Genomic DNA, 24,465 nt, shown 5'->3' on the forward strand with positions numbered 1-24,465 from the left:
AGTTTTTTAAAAAAAGATGCTATCCCGAAGCTTCAGGACTGAGTTACTAAATTTTTTTGGGCGTGTCCCGCTGAAAAAGCGGGTCGGGCTATCCGCTTCAAGTCCTCGCACTTCCTTCGTCAGGCTGTGGGCTTTCCACTTCTATCCCTCACGCGATTTACGGTAACGAGATCTTTTCAATTTCAACACAATCTTGTCATCCTGAGGAACGAAGGATCACACAAGAAGCTCCACACAGTAATTTTTACAAAGAAATTTTTACAAAGAAATTCTCCAATCTTTGGCGAATCCCGAGTGTGATCCTTCGTTCCTCAGGATGACAAACTTTGGGTCTTAATTTCTTAGCTTCGACTTCGCTCAGGATGACAAAGAAACTACTCGGTAGCAAAACAAGAAGCTGGCAAATTCGCTTTATTAAACAAATCTGCCTGCGTTGTATTTCCCCAGGCAAACCTCACTTTTGCTGGATTTACAACTTTTTTACTGGTCAAAATCACTTCATTATTTTTAATCGAAGCTTCTGCCGGATAGAAAATGCCATCGGCTCCTGCCACTTGAAATTGATTTGATTTTTTGTCTTTAAAATACAATCCGTCAGCATAATCAAAAGAAACTACCACTTTATTTTTCTCTACTTTAATTGCTTTAAAAAGCGGTCCGTTAACCAAATTAGAATTTAATCCCGACGCTTCGGGATAGGTTTCTGCCAAAGCCAAATTAGCCAGACGAATTCCAACCGATTTTTTATTTTTAGGATGAATATCAATCGTATCCGAAATATCGCTGATAACAACCATTCCCGTTTTTGAAACTTCTTTTAATAATTTTCTTTGAGAATCTCTAACCGTTACATTTGAAAAATTGTTTGTTCCCGTTTTAAAAGGCGCAATCTGAACATAGTAAAACGGAAAATCATCTTTCCATTCTTTTCTCCACGACGTAATTAAGGCACCTAAAGTTTTATCATAAACTAGAGAACCGACATTGGATTCTCCTTGATACCAAAGCGTTCCTGCAATTTTAAATCCAACAATTGGATAAATCATCGCGTTGTAAGCACGACCCGGCTGTCTTGGCCCGTATTCTTGCTCGTTTAGTTTTTTAGCATTTTCTAATAAAATAGGATCATCATTAACAACTTTTTCAGGCACCCAGATTTCGGCTGGAGTACCGCCCCAATTAGAAGAAATCAATCCTATTGGAACATTTTTTAATTCTTCGCGCAGGCGTTTAGCAAAAAAATAACCAACAGCGCTGAAATTTTTCATGGTTTCGGGAGTAGATTCTGTCCAATTTCCGAGTAAATTATTCTGCGGACTTTCAGCTGTTAATTTCGGAACCGTAAAAAAACGAATATTCGGATTTGTCGCATTTTTTGCTTCCTCTTCTCCATCATCAATTCCCCAGCTTGCAGACATTTCCATGTTCGATTGTCCAGCACAAATCCAGACTTCTCCAATCAAAATATTTTTTAAAACCACTTCATTATATCCCTTTATAGAAATGGTAAAAGGTCCTCCAGCTTCTGGAGTTTTAACAGTGATTTCCCATTTCGCCTGATTATTGGCTACGGTTTTATATTCCTGACTGTTCCATCCAGAAACCAATTTAATTTCTTCTTTCGGATTGGCCCAACCCCAAATTTTCACTTCAGAGTTGCGCTGTAAAACCATATTGTCACTAAAAATATTCGGAAGCGAAACGTTTGCCATCATAGTACTGGAAATCAATAGAAAGAAAACAAACTTAAAAATATTATTTTTCATTTAGCGACTTTTTTAAAAACGGAGCATACTGATCAGCCATAACTTTTTGATCTGCAACGTCTGGATGTCCTAAACAACCTTTTGGAGTCATCGGCTTAAATTTGAAAATCTGAATTGTTTTGTGTGTTTTATCAGTATCAAATACTGCTTTCACTTTATTTAAACAGTCTTCAAAAACAACTCCTCTATCGCCGCCAACCATCGGACTGTTTGTGATTACAATCTGCGCATTCGGATTATGTTCGTACAGCATTTTTATGAAGTTGATGTAATTCGAAATATACTTTTCAGGATTAAAAGGCAGACGTTCTTTTTTTCCGTCTCCACCAGAAAAATCATTGGTTCCTAAAGCAATACTGATAATGTCGGGCTGAAAAGCAAAATCATATTTTGGTTTTGAAGTATCTTTTGTCAAATATAAATTTTGATAAACATCCGGCATTATGGCTTCCTCTTTATTTTCATCATTCCAATTGCGATACATTCCTATTCCTGAAACCGAGCTTACTAAATAATTCACATCAATTTCTCTTGAAAGTACAGGTCCGTAGGCATAATATCCGTTATGATGATCGTGGTATTCGCCTTTATCGCAATCCACAGAATCACTGGTCGCGCATGCAAGTAATAGAATCGCCAATGAATTCTATTTTCCTTTTCTTCTTGAAAGAAATGGAAGTGAGTTTTGCCGTTGTTCCTGCAAACAAAATATTACCGCTTTGCGCTTCTGTATTTTTATAAATATCTAAACGATGTTCTCTTTTATTTGAAGCAACTTTTATTGGAAACGATTGTGCGACTCCTTTTTCTATTTTGATTTTCCCAAGATATTTCCCATCCAAAACTAAAGACACATAATTATGATGTTCATAAGAATCAACGCTTTGAAGCGAAATTGAACATTCATTTCCTGTAAAATTGAAAGAAACAGAAGAGGCCGTTCCGATCAAGATGACATTTTCATTTTGAAGTTTATCGATTCGGCCTTGATATAAAAAAGTTTTACTTGAATTCTGAGTTTGTGCAGTCGAAACAATCGAAAGCGACAAAAACGAAATTAAAAGAGCTATTTTTTTGAGAAACATAATTTATTTGTTAAATATAAATACGATTCACAAATATATTTGAAATGAAGTAGACAGAAAGATACTAAAATATCAAAAAGCAATAAAAAAACACCACATAAACACATCATTGGAAGTCTTACAGATGTTAATTCTTACATTTTATAAAAAATTAATATCTTGAATCTGCAATTTACCACCTATCTTTATCGTTTAAACATTTTCTTACCTACAAAAAAATGAAATCATTCCGCTATACATTACTGCTTTCTGTTGTTTTACTTTTTTCTTTTACTTGTAAAAAAGAAGAAAAACAAAACAAAGTCACAATTAATAAAACTCGCACCGAAATCAGCGCCGAAATTAACCGTGATTCGATTATTGTTTATGCTAAAAAATATTTGGGAACGCCTTACGTCTACGCCAGCAGTAATCCCAAAAAAGGTTTTGACTGTTCTGGTTTTGTGAGTTATGTATACAGTAATTTTGGACTGACTTTACCTAGAAGTTCAAGCGGTTATAAGAATTTAGGAACTGCTCTTAAACCTGAAGATTTTAAAGTGGGAGATATTTTGGTCTTTTACGGTTATAAAGACAGAACGGTTATTGGCCACCTCGGAATTATTTGCGAAGCCAACGGAATGCATTCTAAATTCATTCATGCATCATCTGGAAAAGCGCAGCAAGTTACCATTACAGCGCTTGATACGGAACATTATACCAAACGTTTTTATAAATGTATTGATGTTTTGTCTAAATAGTTTTTTTTTGCCGTTTCCATTAAATTTATTTTCACGCAGATTTAAAAAGATTTAAGCAGATACACGCAGATTTATATATTTTCAAAGTGTAAAAAATCTAATTAAATCTGCTTTAATCTGCCAAATCTGCGTGAAATTCATTTTCTATTCTTCAGTCAATAATTTGATAAGACTTTCATCTCTTCCGTAAATGTCTTTATAGAAATTTACATTTCCTTCACGGTCTACCCAAGCCGTAAAATAGCCAATATAAACTGGAACTTTTTTCTTCAGCGTATACCAGCTTTCTTTGCCTGCATGCATGGCTTTATCGATACGCGCGGGTGTCCAAGATGGATCTGGTTTTAGTAATTCGATCGCTAATTCACGAGGTTTCGCTACACGTACACAACCGTGGCTGAAAGCCCTGCTTTCTCTTTCAAACAAACTTTTAGAAGGCGTATCGTGTAAGTAAATATTACTTGAATTTGGAAATAAAAACTTCACTAATCCTAACGAATTATTCTTTCCAGGAAGCTGACGAACCGCGCCGTTATTCCATTCTAAATTTTTCTTTTGCAGATAGTTTTTATCTTTTGCCATTCCAGGTTTTATCTCAGATTTGATAATACTTGGCGGCACATTCCAATACGGACTAAAAACAATATTGTTCATCATCCCGCTGAAAATAACTGTTTTGGTCATTGCTCTTCCCACAACAACTGCCGATGTAAAAGCAATTTTTCCATCTTCAATTAAATACAATTTAAATTCTGGAATATTAACTTCGATGTATTTTTTTCCTTTTTCCAATTCAGGATCGATCCATCTGCGGCGTTCCATATTGGCTATAATTGTTTTTATTCTTTCTGAAACCGGAATATTCAAGTCGGTAATATGTTCTAACAAAATGATGTTTTTTGGAGCATAACCATGACGTAATTCGTAGTTTTTCATGGCTTTAATTAAAACCGTATCACAAACTGCACTTTTAGTATCTTCCTTTAAATCTTTTGTAACAAAGAGTCTTTCTCTAATTTGAGCGACAACATTTGATGAATCACCAACTTTTAAACTTTTATAATCTTCGCCTGCTTCAATTGTTTTCCAGCCGCCTTTTTTCTCTATTTCTCTATATTCTTTTAAGGCGTCGCGCAATTTATAATACTGGCTGAACATTTTTCTTTTTTATCATCAAGAATCGTTGACTTTTTAAAAATAGAATCTGAAAGCACTTGGTAATTAAATTTTTTGCGAGGTAAAAGCCATTCTAAGGAAATGCTTGTTTTTTCATCAAAACCTGCATAAACTTTTTCTGCGTAATAGTAATATAAATTAGAAAGCAGTAAATCGGTATCTTCTTTAGAAAGCTTTTTGGCTGGATTATTTTCAAAAACAGCATTCAATTCTTCTTTATAAGGATAATTGGCTTTTAAACCTTCCTGCTCTAAATTTTTGTATTGGTTGAATAAAGTATTTCCAAATTCTACAACTCCTTTATTGTCCTGCCACAACTGAGTTGATTTATTTTTTTGATATAAAGAAGTTACGTCGTTTTTAAACTTAGAAAGTTTAGGATAACTTTCATAAAATTTAGAAACACGGGAGCTGTCGATCGTTAATTTTAATTCTGGAATTTTTTCAACTGTTTTTATTGAATTTTCCTCTTTTTTATCGGCTTTAGAATTACACGAAAAAATTGTAAAAAGAACCACTGCAATTAAAGGCGAATACCAAATTTTCATACGTAGAATTTTTTATTAAAAGTAGAAAAAATTCTGTTAAATCAAAATCTTCAAAAACAAATCTTATTTCTATTTTTTTGGTGATTCAAAAGTAATTAACATCAAAAAAAAAGCTCCAAACAATTTCTTGTCTGGAGCTTGCCATATAACCAACCTATTAAAATTCTTAGATAACTGTACCTTTTAAAGTAAGGATTTTTGGTGTTGTTTCTGCACTTGTTGTTACAGTAACTGTTTTTGTAAAAGCACCTTTGTTAGCGACATTATATGTTGCAGTAACTTTTGCAGATTTCCCTGGCTGAATTGGTTCTTTTGTATAATCTGTTGCAGTACAACCGCAAGATCCTTGCACGTTTGTAATAACTACAGCAGTTTTTCCTGTATTTTTAAATTCGTAAACGATTGCTTTTGGAGTTCCCTGCGGAATTTGTCCTACATCAATTGTTTCTGCTTTCCAAACAATTGCAGACGCCGCAATTTCTGAAATTTTAGTTTCTGAAACTAAAGATTGTACTGGAGCAATTGCCGAAAAAGACATAAGGCCTAAAGCCAAAGCTAACATCGAAATTTTGATCATTTTCATAACGGATATATTTAAAATGGTTTATAGTTCAATTTTGATATTACAAAGGTATTTCAGACAAAATGAAATGGCTGTTAACCGCTTTCAAATGTTTGTTAATGACTTGTTAATCGCTTATTTTCAGGGTAAAATTGCTTAATATTACACTTTTAAAATTCGTTATTCTTGAAAATTAATAAACTCAACAGCATCATTCTCTTAGGATTGGTCGCCATTATCAGTATTTTGGTGGCGCAATTGTTATGGACAAAAGAGGCTTTTACAATCGAACAAAAAAAACTAAGCCAGAAAGCACACTTTGCTTTATTGGAGGTTGCTAAAAAATTATACGAAGGAACAAATCACGAACTGCCTGTTCAAAATCCAGTTCAGAAAGTATCAGACGATTATTATATCGTTAATATAGATAATGAATTTGAACCCGATATTTTAGAATTTTATCTAAAAACGGAATTCAAAAAAATGAATATTACGACCGATTTCGAATACGCAATGTACAATTGCCAAAGCGACGAAATGATTTACGGTGACTATATTTCGCTTTCTAAAAAAGAGAAATGTAAAAAAAGCGTTTACTTTCCGAAACATAAAAATCTGGTTTATTATTTCGCGGTTCGTTTCCCCAATGAAACTACTTATTTATTCAGTTCCATGCGTTTTTGGTTTATCCTTTCAACCGCATTGATTCTGATTTTGCTGATTTACGTTTATTCTATTTTTAAACTTTTACAGCAAAAAAAATATTCAGAATTACAGCGTGATTTCATTAACAATATGACGCATGAATTTAAAACGCCGTTGGCTTCCATTTTAATTGCTTCTAAATATTTAATTGAGCAAAAACCGATTAAAGAAGATAAAAAGCTCTTTACTTATACCGATATTATTATTAATCAAGGAAATAAGTTAAACGGTCATATCGAGAAAATTCTAAATATTGCAAAGTCAGATTATACTCCGTTAGAGCTTAAAAAGGAAAGTATTGTGATTGTTCCGATAATTGAAGAAGCTATTTCAAATATCAAATTAAAATATCCCGAAGCCGTTTTTACAATTGAAACTTTATCTAATGATTATTTAGTAGAAACTGATGCTTTCCATTTTGCCAATCTAGTTTATAATTTATTGGATAATGCTGTAAAATACTGCAATGAAAAACCAGATATCAAGATTAAAATTTCGGAAGAAAAAAATTGTTTAAAACTTGAGTTTATTGATAATGGAATTGGGATTACTCCTAAAAAAATATCTTTTATCTTTGATAAGTTTTACAGAGTTCAAAATGAAAAAAGCAACGAAGTAAACGGTTTTGGTCTCGGTTTATATTATGTAAAGGAAATCTGCTCACTGCAGAACTGGAAAATAAAAGCCGAAAATAATGTTGAAAAAGGCATAACAATAACCTTATCAATTCCTTTAAAAAAATGAAAACTTTTAAAATATTATATGCCGAAGATGATGAAACTCTTGCGTTTCTAACCAAAGACAATTTGGAACAGAATAACTATGAAGTAATTCATTGTTCTGACGGGAAATCGGCATTGGAAATTTTTGAAGAAGAAGATTTCGATATCTGCATTTTTGATATTATGATGCCAAAGATGGATGGTTTTGATTTGGTCATGACTGTGAGAAAAATCGATCTTGATATTCCTATTATTTTTCTTTCGGCCAAAACTTTAAAAGAAGACCGAATTAAAGGGCTTCGTTTAGGAGCTGATGATTATTTGGTAAAACCTTTTAGCATAGAGGAATTACTTTTGAAAATTGAAATTTTCTTAAAACGTTCGCAGAAAAATATTCCAGCGTTAAAAACGATTTACGAAGTTGGAAAATACCAATTTGACACCAAAAACTTTATTCTTTTTAATGATGAAGAAAAGGTCGGACTTACGCAGACGCGAAGCCGAATTATTAAAACTTTTTCTAGATCATAAAAATTCGGTTTTAAAGCGTGAACAAATCTTAACCTCTTTATGGGGAACAGACGACTATTTTATGGGAAGAAGTTTGGATGTTTTTATTTCACGCCTCCGCAAAATATTGGCAAATGAAGAAGGAATTTCGATAGAAAACCTTCACGGAATTGGTTTTAGATTTTCTATTGGATAGAATAAAAATTCTGCTAAAAATAAAGAAAAATCTGTAAATAGAATTTCAAAAAACTTTGTATTTTTAATATCTAAATTTCCTCGATATGAAATTACATCATTTGCGAAATGCCACTTTGGTGATTGAAACAGAAAAGCATGTTATTTTAGTGGATCCAATGTTAGGCAAAAGAAAAACGATTCCGCCTTTTACCATTTTCAGATATAAGCCAAAACGAAATCCGCTGGTAGCGCTGCCAAAAAACAGCCGTGAAATATTAAGCCGTGTCACGCATTGTTTAATTACACATTTGCATCCAGATCATATCGATAAAGCTGGCGAGGTATTTTTGCGCCGAAAAAGCGTTCCTGTAATCTGCAGTGCAAAAGACGAAAAAGCACTTCTTCAGAGAGGACTCAGCGTTATTCAAACTTTAGAATATTGGGAACCTCAAAAATTTTTAGATGGGAAAATAACCGGAATTCCTGCCATTCATGGTTATGGTTTTATCGCCAAATTGATGGGAAATGTAATGGGGTTTCATATTGAACTGGAAGATCAAAAATCAATTTATATTAGTTCCGATACTGTTTTTACAGAACATGTCGAAAAAGTTTTAACGCAATTCAAACCCGATATTTCAGTTGTTGCCTGTGGTACTGCAAGATTAGATTTTGGTCAGCCTTTATTAATGCGAATGGATGATATTTTAAAATTTACGACACTTGCACCTGGAAAAGTTTTTGCCAATCATCTAGAAGCTTTAAACCATTGTCCAACGACCAGATTACAATTAAAAAATGCGCTTTCAGATCACGGTCTTTTGGGTAAAACCGTTGTGCCAAATGATGGAGAATGTATTGAATATTGATTTAAAGCACCAATAATCCAAATTCACGCAAGGTATTTACAGGTTTAGAATACCAAAACAATTCAAAATCTTCCAATGAAGTTTCAAAGTCATTTTTTACTTCTTGAAAAGTGTAATTTTTAGCGTTTGAAATTGAGATTTTAGACAAAATTGAAGTCAGCCACTCGCCTTCTTCTTTTCCGGTTTGAATATTGAAACTTTCTTTTTTATCATGAAAAGTTAGCGACATCATTTCCCAACTTCTTCCCTTTTTTGATTTTGCGAAGATTTCTGTCGCAGGTTTTCCTCCAAGCCAAACCACTTTTGCATTTGGTTTAGTATTGAAATCATTTTGTTCTTCTAATGCATTAAAAATAAAGTCTGGGTGAATTTTGGTTTTCGGAATTTTAAAATCGAACCAATCCTGAAGTTCATAATCGAAACAGATTCCGTGCATGAAATTAAAAAGTGATTTTTTTAGTCCAAAACTAAATTTATCATGATTAATTCCTGTTGAATCGCTGTATTCAATATCGTTGTTGGCAAAAGTCCCAATTGTTTCTGTTTTTTTGGTCACGCCAAATTTCTCTGGATATAACCCAACAGGACTATGTGCCGTAAGTGCAAATTGATGCCAAAATCCAGATTGCAAAACCCCAGCTTCAAATAATTGCCGAACCATCTCGAGACTGTCAATAGTTTCCTGAATAGTCTGCGTTGGATATCCGTACATTAAATAGGCATGAACCATAATTCCTGCCTCGGTAAAATTGCGGGTCACTTTGGCAACTTGTTCCACCGTAACGCCTTTATCAATTAGTTTTAACAGTCGGTCTGAAGCTACTTCTAGACCACCAGAAACAGCAATACATCCAGAAGCTTTTAGCAATAAACACAAATCTTTGGAAAAGCTTTTTTCAAATCGAATGTTTGTCCACCACGTGACTGCCAGTTTTCGTTTTAAAATTTCAAGCGCTAAAGCACGCATCAATGCCGGCGGTGCGGCTTCATCAACAAAATGGAATCCGTTTTGTCCAGTCTGCTCAATCAATTCTTCCATACGATCACAAAGCAGACTTGCGACAACGGGCTCGTAAACTTTTATATAATCTAAAGAAATGTCACAGAAAGTACATTTTCCCCAATAACAGCCATGCGCCATTGTGAGTTTGTTCCAGCGTCCGTCACTCCACATTCGGTGCATCGGATTTACAATTTCGATTACCGAAATATATTTATCCAAAGGCAGATCTGAATAATCTGGAGTTCCGACGTAGGCTTGTTTATAATCGTGTTTTAAAGAATTATTTTTGTAAACAACTTCTCCATTTTCTAATAAAAAAGTTCGCTTATATCGCTTCTCGTCCCTCGTCTCCGCTCGGGATGACAAATTATCAACAAGTTCTTCAATTGGAACTTCGCCGTCATCTAAAGTGATAAAATCGAAAAACTCAAAAACACGTTTATCCGAAATAGAACGCAATTCGGTATTTGGGAAACCGCCCCCCATTGAAATTTTTATTTCGGGATGATTTTGCTTTACCCATTGTGCGCAACGAAATGCACTGTATAAATTGCCAGGAAAGGGAACAGAAATTAAAAAGAAAGTGGGTTTTACCGTTTCAATTTTCGCTTTTAAAAGTGAAATTAAAATCGAATCAATATAAGTTGGCTCTTGCTGAAGCGCTTCGTATAATTCATCAAAAGAATTGGCACTTCTTCCCAAACGTTCGGCATATCGGCTAAAGCCAAAATTTTCATCAACACATTCCATAATAAAATCCGAAATATCTTCCAGATATAAAGTTGCCAAGTGTTTTGCTTTATCCTGTGTTCCCATTGTTCCAAAAGCCCAATCGAGTTCTTCTAATTGTGCAAAACGAGAAGCTTCGGGCAGAAAATCTTCCTGACAAATCTGTAATGCCAATGTTGGATTTTTCCCTGCAAAAACTGAATTACAGAATCGATCGTTTTTATATATTCGTCTTGTAAAGCAAAAATTCGTTTTGAATTATCAGATATATCGTTTCGAACAACTTGAAACTTTGAACTTGAAACTTGAAACAAACTAATAAGACCTTTCTTCGAAAACAATTCTAAAATTACATCAATACCCAAATCTGCCTGAACCGATTCGATATTTTTTGTATTTAAAAAACCTTTTATATACGCCGTTGCCGGATACGGTGTATTCAGTTGCGTAAATGGCAGCGTAATTACAAAAAGTTTCGTTTTCAAAAGATTTTTTTTTGCAAAAATACGAGATATTTGGAGACTTTTAAGCTAAAGATTTTATTGACCGCTGTTTTGCCTTTTTGATTTTGTGTTGTAGGATATTTAATTACATTTGTCGCTATCCAAAATAATCAAATGAAACAAACTTTACTTTTATTTCTTTTAGTAATTTCAACTCAATTATTTTCTCAGAATAAAAAACAATCTATTGGATTTAAAGAAAATAAAGGACAGATTATTGATCAGAATGGCAAACCTAATACCGACGTTAAGTATTTAATGAATTCGGGAGGTTTAAATGTTCAGTTAAAGAAAAATGGATTTTCTTATGATATTTATGAAGTAAAAAAAACGCCAATTGTTCGTTCGTCAACAGCAAAAACACTTCCATATCTAATTCCAGAAAGAGATAATGAAGGAAAAGAAGAATTCAACTTAGAATATATTTTTCATCGAATAGATATTGATTTTGTAAACAGCAATCCGAAAGTTGAATTAATTACAGAACAGAAATCAACAGATTTTGATAATTATTACAATATCCCAAACAAACCAGAAGGTATAATTGGAGTTTATCAATACAAACAAATTACATACAAGAATATTTACCCCAATATTGATGTTGTTTTTACAGTTCCAAACGATCCTCAAAAAACGGTTGAATACAATTTTGTAATTCATCCAAAAGGAAAGATTTCTGATATACAATTAAAATTTAATGGCGCAGAAACTGATTTGGTTGAGAATAAAATCCAGATGAATGTTCGTTTTGGAAAAATGGAGGAAACGTTACCTGCAAGCTGGATTGAAGACGATCACGGCAAAATAGAGATTGCTGTAACATATAAAAAAATAAGGAAAGATCTTTATGGATTTGACTCAGCCCTTTACCCACAAGGAAAAACTATTGTTATTGATCCTGTGCCAACTAGGCTTTGGGGAACTTATTATGGTGGCGAAGAATTTGATTATGCAACTTCACTTTTTACCAAAGATGATTTTGCTTACATGGCTGGAGTAACTTACAGTAAAAATAATATTACTTCATCCGGCGCTTTTCAAACATCATTTATGGCAGGTACTGATTATGATGCTTTTTTTGCCAAATTCAATTCTGATGGAACAAGAGTTTGGGGTACCTATTACGGCGGTAATAGTACAGATGAAATTCTAAAAATTAAAGTTTCGGATAGCAATAATATTTTTATTGCAGGTAGAAGTTTGAGTCCCACAAATATTACTACCCCAATGAGTCATCAACCCGTAAAAAGTGGTTATTTTGATGGTTTCATAGCTAAATTTGATTCGGACGGAGCTAGAAAGTGGGGAACTTATTATGGAGGTTTAGTAAATGAGTCTATAAACAGCATTGTAATTGACCCTAACGAGAATTTTTATATTTGTGGAGAAACCAATAGCAGGGAGAGTATCAGCACAGCTGGAGCGTATCAAACTGTGGCAGGAAATTTAACAGATAACACAAATGATGGTTTTATCGCAAAATTTAATTATGATGGTATACGCCAGTGGGCATCATATTATGGAGGCAGTAATTTAGACGCTATAACTGATTGTGGATTCGATTCAGATGGGAATATCATTTTTCTTGGATATTCAAGAAGCAATAATAATATCTCGACCGAAAATTCTCATCAAGAAACAAACATGAGAGATGATGGTTTTTTAGTAAAGTTCACTCCCGATGGAAATCGCCTTTGGGGAACATATTTTGGTGGAGAAAACAATGATTATTTTTACAATTTAGGTTTAGATTCAGATTACAATATTTATTGCTTCGGAAAAACTAATAGTTTAAATAATATTAGTAGTGCGGGAGTTTTTCAAGAATTTTATATTCAAAACTCAATAAGTTATAGTAGTGGATGCATATTTAAATTTAACAATAATGGGCAAAAATTATGGGGTTGCTATTTTTTTCCAGAAACTTTAGGAGGATCAGTTTCTAAAAATGGTTCAATCTACTTTACTGGTCGATTTGAAAATGGCTTTCAACCAACTGAGAATGTTTTTCAAGAAACTAAAAATTCTGGAACTGAATCCTATTTAGTAAAATTCAATACCTATGGACAAAGAGAATGGGCGACATATTTTGGAGGAGAAATGGCAGATAATGCATTCCAGACATGTGTTGATGATAATTCCAATATTTATTTAGCTGGATCTACTAATAGTAAAACTAATATTTCGACATTAGGAACACACCAAGAAAATCTCTATCCTGACAAAAGCAATTATCAGCCTAATACTGGAGATGCCTTTCTTATAAAATTCAAGGACTGTGATTCAAATTCTTTAATCTCAAGCAATTCCCCAGTTTGCATTGGAAAAACATTAGAACTTAAAGCATCAGGAGGTACAAATTACTCTTGGACAGGTCCAAACGGATTTACATCAACAGATCAAAATCCGACAATTCCAAATGTGACTACAGCTTATACTGGTGAATACAGTTGCTTAATTACTGGAACTGGCGGTTGCGATGATACCAAAAAAATCAATGTTGTTATTGGTGATATAGAAGCTCCAATTCCTAATCTAGCAACTCTTCCAACTTTCACAGGGGACTGTAATACTGTTATTACCACAATACCAACAGCTACCGACGCTTGTGCTGGAGCAATTCTCGGTACTACAACAAATTCTTTATCTTATAGCTTACCTGGAACTTACACAATTGTATGGAAGTATAATGACGGAAACGGAAATACATCAACACAGAATCAAACTGTTGTTATAACCAGCCAGCCTTTGCCCGCATTGTATGGCTTGCAAATTTTTTGTACGCAACAAAATGCAACTTTAAATGACATACAAATTACCGGTCAAAATATCAAATGGTACGATGAACAAATGGGAGGAATACCTTTGCCTATTACAACTTCACTTCAAACAAACAAAAATTATTTTGCCTCACAGACTATAAATGGCTGTGAAAGTGCGAGGGCAGTAGTTACTTCACAAATTCTGGATGTCTTAAAACCAACTGGAAATGCAAATCAATCTTTTTGTACAGGACAAAATGCAACAATCGCTGACATTCAGATTATAGGAACTGCCATAAAATGGTATGACTCATTAACTAATGGTTCTTTAGTAACGGAAACAGCAAATCTTGAAGATGGAAAAACTTATTATGCTTCTCAAACTATTGGAAGTTGTGAAAGTCCTAGATTTGAAGTTACGGTTTCAATTGTAAACACTCCTTCTCCACCTACAGGAAATGGAAATCAAGCTTTTTGTAAAAAAGAAAATGCAACTTTGAATAATATTCAAGTCTCTGGGCAAAACATAAAATGGTACGATACCAGTTTTTCTGCAGACTTCCCTTCCAAGTACAACTTTGTTAGAAAACAATAGAACCTATTATGCATCGCAGACAATAGGATGTGAAAGCGACAGATCTCCGTTTTTAGTTCAAGTTCATGATACTGCTTTACCAGTTGGAAATAACATTCAGCCATTTTGTAGAGATGAAAATGCATTAATTACAGATTTAAATGTAACAGCAACAAACATAAAATGGTATGATGCGCCAACAAGCGACAATATTTTGCCTGAAACAACAGCATTACAAAATGGTATTTATTACGCCACACAAACTTTAAACAATTGCGAAAGCGAAAGATATGCTGTAACCGTAAAAATTCAAGACACTCAAATTCCAAATGCAAATTCGCCACAGACATTTTGTGTTCAAAAAAATGCCCAAATAAGCAATATTGCTATTAGCGGGCAGAATGTAAAATGGTTTGAAAGTATTTCTTCTAATAATACTTTATCTGAGTCTACTCTTCTTGAAAACGGAATTACTTATTATGCTTCGCAAACCATAAGTAATTGTGAAAGTGACAGAATACCAGTTACGATCAATATTCTTGAAGCAACAGATAGAGATTGTATTAATTTAGTTGAAGAGCTTCCTTTTCCAAAATTCTTTACTCCAAACGGTGATGGTTTTAATGATCTCTGGACAATTGATTCGGCTTATTTAGCACCAAATAAAGGAATAAGAATATTTGATCGTTATGGAAAATTCATAAAAGAATTAGCTCCAGGCACTACTTGGGATGGAAATTATTTAGGAAGCCAAGAACCTGCATCCGATTATTGGTTTATTGTCACCAGATTAAACGGAACTGAATTTACAGGTCATTTTAGTTTAAAAAGGTAAATAAAAAAAAGTCCGCAAAGTAAAGTAAACTTTGCGGACTTTGTGTAAATATTAGTGTTTAAAAAAGTCTTTAAAACTTATGTTCTTCTTTACTAATTAACAAAAATGAAATTAAGGAAATTAGTGCCGCCGCAATTAAATAAAATCCAACGTAACTTACACTATATGTAGAAGCCAGCCAAATTGCAATCATAGGCGCAAACGCAAGCTCCCAAGATTCCTGCCATATTAAACGTTAAAGAAGCACCGGAATAACGAACATTTGTTGGAAATAACTCAGATAGAAAAGTTCCTAACGGACCGTACGTAAATCCCATCAAACTCATTCCGATACAGGCAAAAGTGGTAACTAAAACAATGTTTCCCGAACTTAAAAAATAAGAAAAGAAAAATCCGAAAACGGCAATACCTGCTGTAGCTATAATAAGCATTTTACGGCGCCCAATTTTATCTGCAACTACAGCCGAAACTGGGATAAAAGCGACAAAAAACAGTACCGAAAATAACTGAATCAGCAATCCATCTCTTTTAACAATTCCTAAGTCTGAAGTAGCCCAGCTTAATGTAAAAACTGTCATTAAATAAAAAACTAAGAATGTTGTAATTGCCGCAAACGTTCCGAAAATCAGCTGGTTTTTATAAGATCTTACAAGCTCTAAAAATGGAACTTTAACTTCTTCATGTGCATTTCTAGAATTTTCAAAAGAAGGCGTTTCTGTAATTTTTGTTCGAATGTAAAACCCAACGATTACCAAAAGTGAACTGGCAATAAACGGAATTCTCCAACCATAATCCATAAAATCTTCATTACTCATAGAATCTGTTAAGAACAAAAAAGTGCCTCCAGAAAGCGAGAATCCTATTGGCGCGCCTAATTGCGGAAACATTCCGTACCAGGCACGTTTATTTGGTGGTGCATTTTCTATCGCTAATAAAACGGCTCCACCCCATTCGCCTCCTAAACCTACACCCTGCCCGAAACGACAAAGCATTAATAATAAGGGCGCAAAGAACACCAATACTGGCATAACTTGGCAAAAATCCTATGGTAACTGTCGAAATACCCATTGTTAGCAAAGCCGCTACCAATGTGAATTTTCGACCAATTTTGTCTCCATAATGTCCAAAAAAAGCAGAACCTAGCGGACGTGACAAAAATGCAATTGAAAAAGTAGCTAACGATTCTAGTGTTGCCATTGTCGCATCTGAACTAGGAAAAAACAGTCGCGGGAAAACCAATACTGCTCGCATTGGCATAAATATAAAAATCAAAAAATTCGATTGTCGTGCCAATAAGGCTTCCAAAAAGAACATGTTTTAAGGAGTTCTTTTGATTCGGGTTCGTTTTCATGTAAAATAGATATAACTTTTTTTTTGATTACAAAAATATAGTTTCGTTATTAATAATTCATCTTTAAAAGAATTAGTTTTAGAACAGTTATGGTTTTTTAACAAATTACATGTGATTTATATTTTAAAAACCATTATTTCATCTCATTTTAAAAACCTGATTACTGGAACTTTAAAACAAAAATTAAAAATCAAATCTTAAGCAATAGTTAAAAGCATTTTTAACTGTATATTTTCATTAAATTTACAGCTGTCAAAAATAAATTTAAAATTATGCCTACCGACTGTATCAGCTTTCAATCTTCTGGATATTTTTCTAAATTGATGCAAGATTATTTAGATCAAAAAACAGAATTAAAACCGCTGTACAACCACTTTCCTACAATAGAAAATTTCGAAAAACAAATTGCCGAAAAAGCGACTAATTTTGATAACAATAACCGAATTGCATTAGTTGAAACTTTAAAAAAACAATATGAAAATATTGAAATTTCTGAGTCAACACAGCATAATATTGCACTTTTAGCATTAGAAAATACGTTTACAATTACAACTGGGCATCAATTAAATTTATTTACTGGTCCGCTGTATTTTTTATATAAAATAATTTCTACGATTAATTTAACTAAGGAATTAAAATCGAAATACCCTTCTTCTAATTTTGTTCCCGTTTACTGGATGGCAACTGAAGATCATGATTTTGAAGAAATTAATTATTTTAATTTTAAAGGAAAAAAAATACGCTGGAATGCCGAAAGCACTGGTCCCGTTGGAAGATTATCTACAAAAGGATTAGAAGATCTATTTGAAATTTATTCTAAAGAATTGGGCGCAAGCACAAACGCGAATACGTTAAAAAAACTTTTTGAAGAGGCCTATTTAAAACATGAAAATCTAGCGGATGCCACACGTTTTTTAGCCAACAGTCTTTTTGCAAATTATGGTTTAGTAATTATCGATGCTGATAATGCCGATTTGAAACGTGCTTTTATTCCATTTGTAAAAGAAGAGCTCGAAAATCAAACTTCATTTAAAGAAGTTCAAAAATCAATTGAAGATCTTGAAGCTTATACTGTTCAGGTAAATCCGCGAGAAATTAATTTGTTTTATATTGAAGATAAACTTCGCGAAAGAATCATTTTTGAGGATAACAAGTATCTTGTAAACAATACCAAAATATCATTTTCCAAAGAAGAAATTTTAAATTTAGCAGAAAGCAATCCAGAAAAATTCAGCCCAAATGTAATTATGCGTCCGCTGTATCAGGAAATTATTCTTCCTAATCTTTGTTACATTGGCGGAGGCGACGAAATTGCGTATTGGTTAGAATTAAAAGGATTTTTTGACGCTGTAAATATTACTTTCCCGATATTATTAGTTCGTAATTCGGTTCTTTTAGCTACCGAAAAGCAAGCTAAAAAAGCCGATAATTTAGATTTAAGCTGGAAAGATTTATTTAGTAAATCTGAAACTTTAATCAATACTATTACACACAAACTTTCTCCATTTCCAATTGATTTAACAGAGCAAAAAGAAGTGCTGGAAAAACAGTTTGAATATCTTTTTGAATTGGCCGAAAAAACCGACAAATCTTTTTCTGGTGCCGTTAAAGCACAAGAATTGAAACAGAAAAAAGGATTAGAAAATCTAGAAAAACGTTTATTGAAAGCGCAAAAAAGAAAATTGCAGGATCAATTGCAGCTACGTTACCGATTTGCAATGCGAATTGTTTCCAAATTACAGTCTTCAAGAACGTCAGAGTAATTTCTCTGAATTTTATCTAGAAAACGGAGAACAATTAATTCCGCTGTTAATTCAGAAATTAAAACCGCTGGAAAATAATTTTAACATCATAATCACCTAAAATAATTATCTTTAAAAAATTAAAGTAATTATTTCGGAACAAATAACCAGCTCATTTCCGAGATTATTGCTTCTCTCAAACCAAATAGAATTATATTTTATAACCTATTAACTAACTAACCAAATGGTAAGAGAACGCCTAATTTCGCTTGATGTCTTTCGCGGACTGACTATTCTATTAATGACTATCGTAAACAATCCAGGAGACTGGGGCAATGTTTATCCGCCGCTTTTACACGCACACTGGAATGGTCGCACACCAACGGATCTTGTATTTCCTTTTTTTGTTTTCATAATGGGAGTTGCGGTACCGCTTGCAATGCCAGACAAAATTTACGACGACACTACGTTTAATAAAATTCTCGTACGTTCGTTAAGAATGTTATGTCTCGGAATATTTTTTAACTTTTTTGGCAAAATTCAATTATTTGGTCTGGAAGGCATTTCGTTACTAATAGCGCGATTAGCCATTACAATTGCTGTTGGCTATGCATTAATGGGAAATTTCAGCATTAAAATAAAAAACATTTTAGCCTTTTCTATATTATTCATTTATCTCATTTTAGCTTACGGCGGCTTTGAAAATTATGCAGATGTGAGACTTCCAGGAGTCCTACAACGTATTGCAGTAGTTTATTTTGTTGTTTCTCTTTTGTATTTAAAAACAACTAAGAAAATGCAGATTATTACGGGAATCATTTTGCTTTTAGGATATTGGGCAGTTATGACATTGATTCCTGTTCCTGGATTTGGTGAAGCCAATTTAGAACGAGGAACAAATTTAGTCGCTTGGGTAGACAGTGTTCTACTAAAAGGACATATGTACCGTGAAACAAATACTTGGGATCCTGAAGGAATTTTGAGCACGATTCCATCAATTGTAAACGGAATTATCGGTTTATTAATTGGACAATTACTACTGCAAAATATTTTGAAAACCGAGAAAGCAAAAAAAATGGCAATTGCCGGAATCGCTTTAATTATCGGCGGGTTAATCTGGAATTTCGTTTTTCCAATCAACAAATCACTTTGGAGCAGACAGTTATGTTTTGTACACAACAGGTTTAGCTACAACTTGCCTTGCGTTACTATATTATATTATCGATATTGCTGAATATAAAAAAGGTTTTAAACTTTTTGTTATTTGGGGAGTAAATCCAATGATCGTTTTCTTTGCTTCTCAGATAATCCCGCAGGCATTGACAATGATTCGATTTCAAAATCCGCACAATCCAGAAGAACAAACCAATCTTTTAGATTATTTATACCGTTTTGGAATCGCTCCATTTTTTAGTAATCCTATGGCGACTTCCTTGGCAGGTGCTTTAACTTATGTAGCAATCTGGACATTTATTCTTTGGATTTTCTACAGAAACAAACAAATCTTTAAAGTATAAAATTTCAATAAAACTCATTTTAAGACGCACATTTGTGCGTCTTTTAATTTACTTATATTTTGTATTTCACATCTATCTTAATCAAAACATCGTTCTGCTACGTTTTAATTATGAATTTATTAAAATCAATTCACAAAAAAAGTATACTTTTGCACAAAATTTAATAAAATATAAAATGGCAACAAATAGAACTTTTACAATGATTAAGCCAGATGCTGTTGCAAACGGACACATCGGGAATATCTTAGCAATGATTACTAATGGTGGTTTCAAAATCGTTTCATTAAAATTAACTCAATTAACTGTAGCAGATGCAAAAGCATTTTACGCAGTTCACGCAGAAAGACCTTTCTACGGAGAATTAGTTGAATTCATGTCACGCGGACCAATTGTTGTCGCTATTTTAGAAAAAGATAACGCAGTAGAAGATTTCAGAACTTTAATTGGAGCTACAAATCCAGCTGAAGTCTGCTGAAGGAACTATTCGTAAAGCATACGCTACTTCTATCGGAGAAAATGCAGTTCACGGATCTGACAGTGACGAAAACGCCGCTATCGAAAGTGCATTCCATTTTGCTGGAAGAGAGCAGTTCTAAGAATTGGTTTTCAATCGCAGTTACAGTTTTCTGTAATTGCAATTCATAAAAAAATCCTGTTTGTAAAAACAAATAGGATTTTTTTATTTATCTAAATAACTCCGCACTTTCTTTTACAAAAGAAGATTCTCTTTCTCCGAGATCGATCAGTTTATCTTTAAAAACTGACTTTAACCGATTAAAATTGATGTGGTAAAAACTAGAAATACTACCTACTCTTTTTCCATTTTTAAGAATAAAAATAGATTCCGAAACATTTCCCTTACTCGATTCAAATAAAGTTATAAAACCATCTAATGAATCAAAATCATAATCGATAGATTTTCCTATTCCAAAATAACGTTTTATAATTATAACATTATCCCTAATTTCAACCTTACATGCTCTGGTCCTAAAAACTGTCATCCAAAAAAAGACAATAAAAACCAAGAATAAAACTGGTAAAATCAAGCCAGCTACTGGAGATGTAGCCGATAGATAAACTACCATAACAGGCAAAACACTTACATAGACAACCAATAAAACTGGAAAAATTTTAAATTTAGATTTTATATTCATCACAATAAAGTCGGTATCAACTACAAAATATTATCTCAAAACCACATCCCTTACAACCTCACGACCAAGTTCCTCATTAATCATTTTAACGATTTTCGATTTTCCGTGGCTTAATTCTTCGCGAAGAACAGCAGAAGCCAATTCCACATAAAGTGTACTTCCTTTTAAAACAACATTTTTGGTATATGTATTTACACCGTCGCCCATAAGCTGTTTCCAGGCATCACGAACATCGATTTGATCCATTCCAGGCTGTAATTTATTTACCTGAATAATCTGCTGTAAAACAGCACTAATTGTGGATTCGCTATTTAGTCTTTTCGCCATCGTTTAATAAATTAATTGGTCCCGCTTTTTTATAATGATATTCTATTTTTTGTGGATTTTTAACCACTAATTGCTCATCAGAAAGCGAAATGATTTCTTCACTCCATTTTGCATAATCCGTTTTATAATCCAAAAAAACCTGTTCACCAGCAAAACGAACTGAGACATTTTCAAAAGTATCTGTGGATAAAAATGTACCGTCAAACTGCGGCATCACTTTCGTTCGAACTCCTTTATTCTTTTTAATTTGAAAAAAATCAAAAGTTTCATTCATTTTATAGTCTTTCTCTTCTCCTTTGTCAAAAACTACTTTTTCAATTTCCCAATAACCATTTAATTTAGCAATGTCTGCTGGTTTAACATCTTGCTTGCAGCTAACAAACAAAAGAGACAAAACCAAAATAAAAAAAGTGTTTTTCATAACTATTATAATATTAATAAGGAGCAGAAACCTGCTGTCCGCTGTATCTTTTCCTTTTTAAAGAAAAAAGAAAAAGGATGCTGCTTCCATCAGGGCTAGGGCTTAAGTTTTCAAAAGAAATTGCGACGAACTACAAAGATAAACTTATAAATTCAAAAGAAATAAAAAATCATAAAACACATTAAACTATTTTACATATTTTTGGTCAAACCCCAAAACCAAAACTAAAAAACATGACCAAAACCATTTGTACACTCCTGACAATCTTACTACTTACAGCGTGTAGTAAAGATTCAACAGACACAGATTCAATTCCAGCAGAAAGCATTTATTTTCCCCCTTTAACTGGAACAACATGGGAAACAAAATCCATCTCTGATCTAAAATGGAATCAAAATGCAATACAGCCACTTTTAGATTACTTAGAACTAAAAAATTCTAAATCGTTTATTATTTTAGTAAACGGACGAATTGTTTTAGAGAACTATTTCAATAATCATACAGTCGCCACAAACTGGTACTGGGCCAGTGCGGGAAAAACACTAACTTCAACCACAACTGGAATTGCACAGCAGGAAGGATTATTAAACATAAATAATAAAGTATCAGATTATATCGGAACCGGCTGGACAATCGAAGCTCTAGCACAAGAAAACCAGATTACCTGCAAACATCTATTATCTATGACTTCTGGACTGGATGACAGCACTGACGAAGTTGATCCAGCAAATCTAAAATACAAAGCAGATGCTGGCAAAAGGTGGGCTTATCATAATGTTTATGTAAAACTACAAGATGTTGTTGCTAAAGCCAGCGGACAAAGTTGGGAAAGTTATTTCAACACCAAATTAAGAGATAAAATCGGAATGAATGGCAATTGGGTACAGATTGGCGCAAACAGCGTTTATACTAGCAATACAAGAAGCATGGCGCGATTTGGCTTATTAATGCTGAATAAAGGAAAATGGGAAAGCAACGTAATTTTAAATGAATCATTTTTTAACGAAGCAACAACAACTTCGCAAGACATCAATTTAGGATATGGCTATTTGTGGTGGTTAAACGGAAAAAGCTCGTATCATTTACCGCAATCCCAGCTAAAATTTCAAGGAAGCGTAATTCCAAATGCTCCAAGCGACATGTTTATGGCTTTAGGAAAAAATGATCAAAAAATCTATATCATTCCAAGCACGAAAATGGTTGTAATTAGAATGGGAGATGCCGCAGATAACGTAAATCTAGCCCTATCTGATTTTGACAAAACCTTATGGGAAAAAATTAATGCTTTGTATCAATAAAAAATGAGCTTTTAAACAAATGTGATTCACCTTTATTTAAAAGCTCAATATTTTTATAATCAATTATTAATTGCGAAATTATCGATTAGTTCGCATTCTTTTAAGAACACCTAAAAAGAATAAAATAACCCCAACAACCAACAAGACATAATAAACAGAAAGATTACTATCTTTCAATACATTTGCTAAAACAAAACATATCACACTTGCAAAATAAAAAGCAACGGCTGATATATTTTTTAAAGATTCAAAACTCATTATAAATTATTTAAAGAAACTATCAACGAATTCATATTTATTAAAGACCTGTAAGTCTTCAATTCCTTCGCCAACACCAATATATTTTACCGGAATTTGAAATTGATCTGAAATACCAATAACAACTCCGCCTTTTGCAGTTCCGTCCAATTTAGTTACAGCTAATGAAGTTACTTCTGTCGTCGCTGTAAATTGTTTTGCCTGCTCAAAAGCATTTTGACCAGTTGAACCATCTAAAACTAAAAGTACATCATGAGGTGCATCAGCAACAACTTTCTGCATTACACGTTTTACTTTCGTCAATTCGTTCATCAAATTGATTTTATTATGAAGACGTCCAGCGGTATCAATAATAACGACATCTGCGTTTTGGGCAACTGCAGACTGCAAAGTATCAAAAGCTACAGAAGCAGGATCGCTTCCCATATTTTGTCTTACGATTGGCACATCAACACGATCTGCCCAAACTTGCAATTGGTCAATAGCTGCCGCACGAAAAGTATCAGTCGCACCTAAAACCACTTTATGACCTGCTTTCTTAAATTGATAAGCCAATTTACCGATTGTTGTAGTTTTTCCAACACCGTTAACTCCAACAACCATTAAAACGTAAGGTTTTTTATCTTTCGGAATTTCAAATTCTGTAGCTTCACCCGAATTAGTTTCAGATAATAAAGCTCCTATTTCTTCTCTCAGAATCTGATTCAATTCATCTGTTCCTAAATATTTATCTTCGGCAACACGTTTTTCTATTCTTGAAATTACTTTTAGAGTTGTATTTACACCAACATCCGAAGCCACAAGAATTTCTTCCAGATTATCTAAAACGTCATCATCAACTTTAGATTTTCCTGCAACGGCTTTACTTAATTTAGAGAAAAAAGTAGTTTTTGTTTTTTCGAGACCTTTGTCTAAAGTCTCTTTTTTTTCGGTAGAGAATAATTTTTTAAAAAAACTCATTTTTTGTAGATTTTTAGATTTATTAGATCTCTTGATTTTCAGATCAGAAATCCAAATCTTTAAAGAAAGTGCAATTGTTTTTCAATTAACCTTGATTTAAACAGAAATCCATATTAAAAAAAGTCAATTACTGTTTTTCTTTAAATTTATAGACAAATATAGGTAATAAAA

21 protein-coding genes and 4 pseudogenes are annotated in these 24,465 nt (G+C 33.3%); 11 read left to right on the forward strand and 14 right to left on the reverse strand.

Going from position 1 to position 24,465, the window contains the following annotated elements; translation table 11 throughout:
• Positions 1-374: 374 nt before the first annotated feature.
• The 3 genes from ACZZ95_RS27560 to ACZZ95_RS27570 are packed head-to-tail and all read right to left on the reverse strand — an operon-like array spanning position 375 to position 2,851.
• A complete protein-coding gene (locus tag ACZZ95_RS27560; RefSeq protein ID WP_463471517.1) occupies positions 375-1,766 on the reverse strand; it encodes a sialate O-acetylesterase in 1,392 nt (463 codons plus the stop codon).
• A complete protein-coding gene (locus ACZZ95_RS27565) occupies positions 1,756-2,406 on the reverse strand; it encodes an SGNH/GDSL hydrolase family protein (RefSeq protein ID WP_463471518.1) in 651 nt (216 codons plus the stop codon). Before ACZZ95_RS27565 ends, ACZZ95_RS27560 begins: the two co-directional genes overlap by 11 nt.
• A complete protein-coding gene (locus ACZZ95_RS27570) occupies positions 2,372-2,851 on the reverse strand; it encodes a hypothetical protein (protein ID WP_463471519.1) in 480 nt (159 codons plus the stop codon). Before ACZZ95_RS27570 ends, ACZZ95_RS27565 begins: the two co-directional genes overlap by 35 nt.
• Positions 2,852-3,069: 218 nt before the next feature.
• Here ACZZ95_RS27570 and ACZZ95_RS27575 point away from each other — a divergent pair, with 218 nt between their 5' ends.
• Positions 3,070-3,591, forward strand: coding sequence for a C40 family peptidase (locus tag ACZZ95_RS27575; RefSeq protein WP_463471520.1), 522 nt, complete (start codon positions 3,070-3,072; stop codon positions 3,589-3,591).
• 144 nt (positions 3,592-3,735) lie between these two features.
• On the opposite strand, the gene ACZZ95_RS27580 is transcribed toward ACZZ95_RS27575, so the two are convergent.
• From ACZZ95_RS27580 to ACZZ95_RS27590, 3 genes are all read right to left on the reverse strand, one after another.
• Positions 3,736-4,749 (reverse strand): L,D-transpeptidase family protein, encoded by a 1,014-nt coding sequence (locus tag ACZZ95_RS27580; RefSeq protein WP_463471521.1) that lies wholly within the window; start codon positions 4,747-4,749, stop codon positions 3,736-3,738.
• Entirely contained in the window at positions 4,713-5,315 is a 603-nt protein-coding gene (locus ACZZ95_RS27585; protein ID WP_463471522.1) for a L,D-transpeptidase scaffold domain-containing protein, read from the reverse strand. The genes ACZZ95_RS27580 and ACZZ95_RS27585 overlap by 37 nt, the downstream gene beginning before the upstream one ends.
• Positions 5,316-5,481: 166 nt before the next feature.
• Complete coding sequence (locus ACZZ95_RS27590; protein ID WP_463471523.1) at positions 5,482-5,898, reverse strand: DUF1573 domain-containing protein; 417 nt, start codon at positions 5,896-5,898, stop codon at positions 5,482-5,484.
• Between the two features lie 165 nt (positions 5,899-6,063).
• Between ACZZ95_RS27590 and ACZZ95_RS27595 the strand changes: the two genes are divergently transcribed.
• From ACZZ95_RS27595 to ACZZ95_RS27605, 3 genes and pseudogenes are all read left to right on the forward strand, one after another.
• The gene (locus ACZZ95_RS27595; protein WP_095951952.1) at positions 6,064-7,326 is read left to right on the forward strand and encodes a sensor histidine kinase; all 1,263 of its coding nucleotides are present in this window, start codon (positions 6,064-6,066) and stop codon (positions 7,324-7,326) included.
• Positions 7,323-8,010 (forward strand): annotated as a pseudogene (locus ACZZ95_RS27600) (response regulator transcription factor). Before ACZZ95_RS27595 ends, ACZZ95_RS27600 begins: the two are co-directional and overlap by 4 nt.
• Before the next feature lie 85 nt (positions 8,011-8,095).
• A complete protein-coding gene (locus ACZZ95_RS27605) occupies positions 8,096-8,860 on the forward strand; it encodes an MBL fold metallo-hydrolase (protein ID WP_463471524.1) in 765 nt (254 codons plus the stop codon).
• A gap of 1 nt (position 8,861) precedes the next feature.
• Here the strand turns inward: ACZZ95_RS27605 and ACZZ95_RS27610 are convergent.
• Positions 8,862-11,077: pseudogene (locus ACZZ95_RS27610) on the reverse strand (B12-binding domain-containing radical SAM protein).
• Positions 11,078-11,209: 132 nt separating this feature from the next.
• On the opposite strand from ACZZ95_RS27610, the gene ACZZ95_RS27615 reads away from it, so the two are divergent.
• Positions 11,210-14,452, forward strand: a complete 3,243-nt coding sequence (locus tag ACZZ95_RS27615; RefSeq protein WP_463471525.1) for a DUF7948 domain-containing protein — start codon at positions 11,210-11,212, stop codon at positions 14,450-14,452.
• A complete protein-coding gene (locus ACZZ95_RS27620) occupies positions 14,436-15,266 on the forward strand; it encodes a T9SS type B sorting domain-containing protein (RefSeq protein WP_463471526.1) in 831 nt (276 codons plus the stop codon). The genes ACZZ95_RS27615 and ACZZ95_RS27620 overlap by 17 nt, the downstream gene beginning before the upstream one ends.
• 161 nt (positions 15,267-15,427) lie before the next feature.
• On the opposite strand, the gene ACZZ95_RS27625 is transcribed toward ACZZ95_RS27620, so the two are convergent.
• Positions 15,428-16,258, reverse strand: a complete 831-nt coding sequence (locus ACZZ95_RS27625) for an MFS transporter (RefSeq protein WP_463471527.1) — start codon at positions 16,256-16,258, stop codon at positions 15,428-15,430.
• On the reverse strand, positions 16,170-16,571 hold the full coding sequence (locus ACZZ95_RS27630) for an MFS transporter (RefSeq protein WP_463471528.1): 402 nt from the start codon (positions 16,569-16,571) through the stop codon (positions 16,170-16,172). Before ACZZ95_RS27630 ends, ACZZ95_RS27625 begins: the two co-directional genes overlap by 89 nt.
• Positions 16,572-16,889: 318 nt before the next feature.
• Here ACZZ95_RS27630 and bshC point away from each other — a divergent pair.
• The 4 genes and pseudogenes from bshC to ACZZ95_RS27650 all read left to right on the forward strand — a co-directional run bounded on the left by bshC (position 16,890) and on the right by ACZZ95_RS27650 (position 20,472).
• Positions 16,890-18,480, forward strand: a pseudogene (gene bshC, locus ACZZ95_RS27635) (bacillithiol biosynthesis cysteine-adding enzyme BshC).
• Positions 18,481-18,603: 123 nt separating this feature from the next.
• Positions 18,604-19,593 (forward strand): acyltransferase family protein, encoded by a 990-nt coding sequence (locus ACZZ95_RS27640; RefSeq protein ID WP_463471529.1) that lies wholly within the window; start codon positions 18,604-18,606, stop codon positions 19,591-19,593.
• 46 nt (positions 19,594-19,639) lie between these two features.
• Positions 19,640-19,876 carry a hypothetical protein gene (locus tag ACZZ95_RS27645; RefSeq protein ID WP_463471530.1) on the forward strand — a complete coding sequence of 79 codons (237 nt, stop codon included), beginning with the start codon at positions 19,640-19,642 and terminating at the stop codon, positions 19,874-19,876.
• Between the two features lie 175 nt (positions 19,877-20,051).
• Positions 20,052-20,472: pseudogene (locus ACZZ95_RS27650) on the forward strand (nucleoside-diphosphate kinase).
• An 87-nt stretch (positions 20,473-20,559) separates the two neighbouring features.
• Here ACZZ95_RS27650 and ACZZ95_RS27655 read toward each other — a convergent pair.
• Genes ACZZ95_RS27655 through ACZZ95_RS27665 form a run of 3 tightly spaced genes read right to left on the reverse strand, consistent with a single transcriptional unit; the run spans position 20,560 to position 21,778 of the window.
• Positions 20,560-21,033, reverse strand: a complete 474-nt coding sequence (locus tag ACZZ95_RS27655; protein ID WP_463471531.1) for a hypothetical protein — start codon at positions 21,031-21,033, stop codon at positions 20,560-20,562.
• 27 nt (positions 21,034-21,060) lie between these two features.
• Positions 21,061-21,357 carry a DciA family protein gene (locus ACZZ95_RS27660; RefSeq protein WP_463471532.1) on the reverse strand — a complete coding sequence of 99 codons (297 nt, stop codon included), beginning with the start codon at positions 21,355-21,357 and terminating at the stop codon, positions 21,061-21,063.
• Positions 21,338-21,778 carry a lipocalin family protein gene (locus ACZZ95_RS27665; protein WP_463471533.1) on the reverse strand — a complete coding sequence of 147 codons (441 nt, stop codon included), beginning with the start codon at positions 21,776-21,778 and terminating at the stop codon, positions 21,338-21,340. The genes ACZZ95_RS27660 and ACZZ95_RS27665 overlap by 20 nt, the downstream gene beginning before the upstream one ends.
• Positions 21,779-22,011: 233 nt before the next feature.
• Between ACZZ95_RS27665 and ACZZ95_RS27670 the strand changes: the two genes are divergently transcribed.
• Positions 22,012-23,076: a serine hydrolase domain-containing protein gene (locus ACZZ95_RS27670; RefSeq protein ID WP_463471534.1), complete on the forward strand. Its 1,065-nt coding sequence runs from the start codon at positions 22,012-22,014 to the stop codon at positions 23,074-23,076.
• A gap of 78 nt (positions 23,077-23,154) precedes the next feature.
• Here ACZZ95_RS27670 and ACZZ95_RS27675 read toward each other — a convergent pair whose 3' ends face one another.
• Positions 23,155-23,334, reverse strand: coding sequence for a hypothetical protein (locus tag ACZZ95_RS27675; protein WP_463471535.1), 180 nt, complete (start codon positions 23,332-23,334; stop codon positions 23,155-23,157).
• 6 nt (positions 23,335-23,340) lie between these two features.
• Positions 23,341-24,294, reverse strand: coding sequence for a signal recognition particle-docking protein FtsY (gene ftsY, locus ACZZ95_RS27680; protein WP_463471536.1), 954 nt, complete (start codon positions 24,292-24,294; stop codon positions 23,341-23,343).
• Positions 24,295-24,465: the final 171 nt, after the last annotated feature.

Source organism: Flavobacterium sp. AC267, from assembly GCF_979258715.1.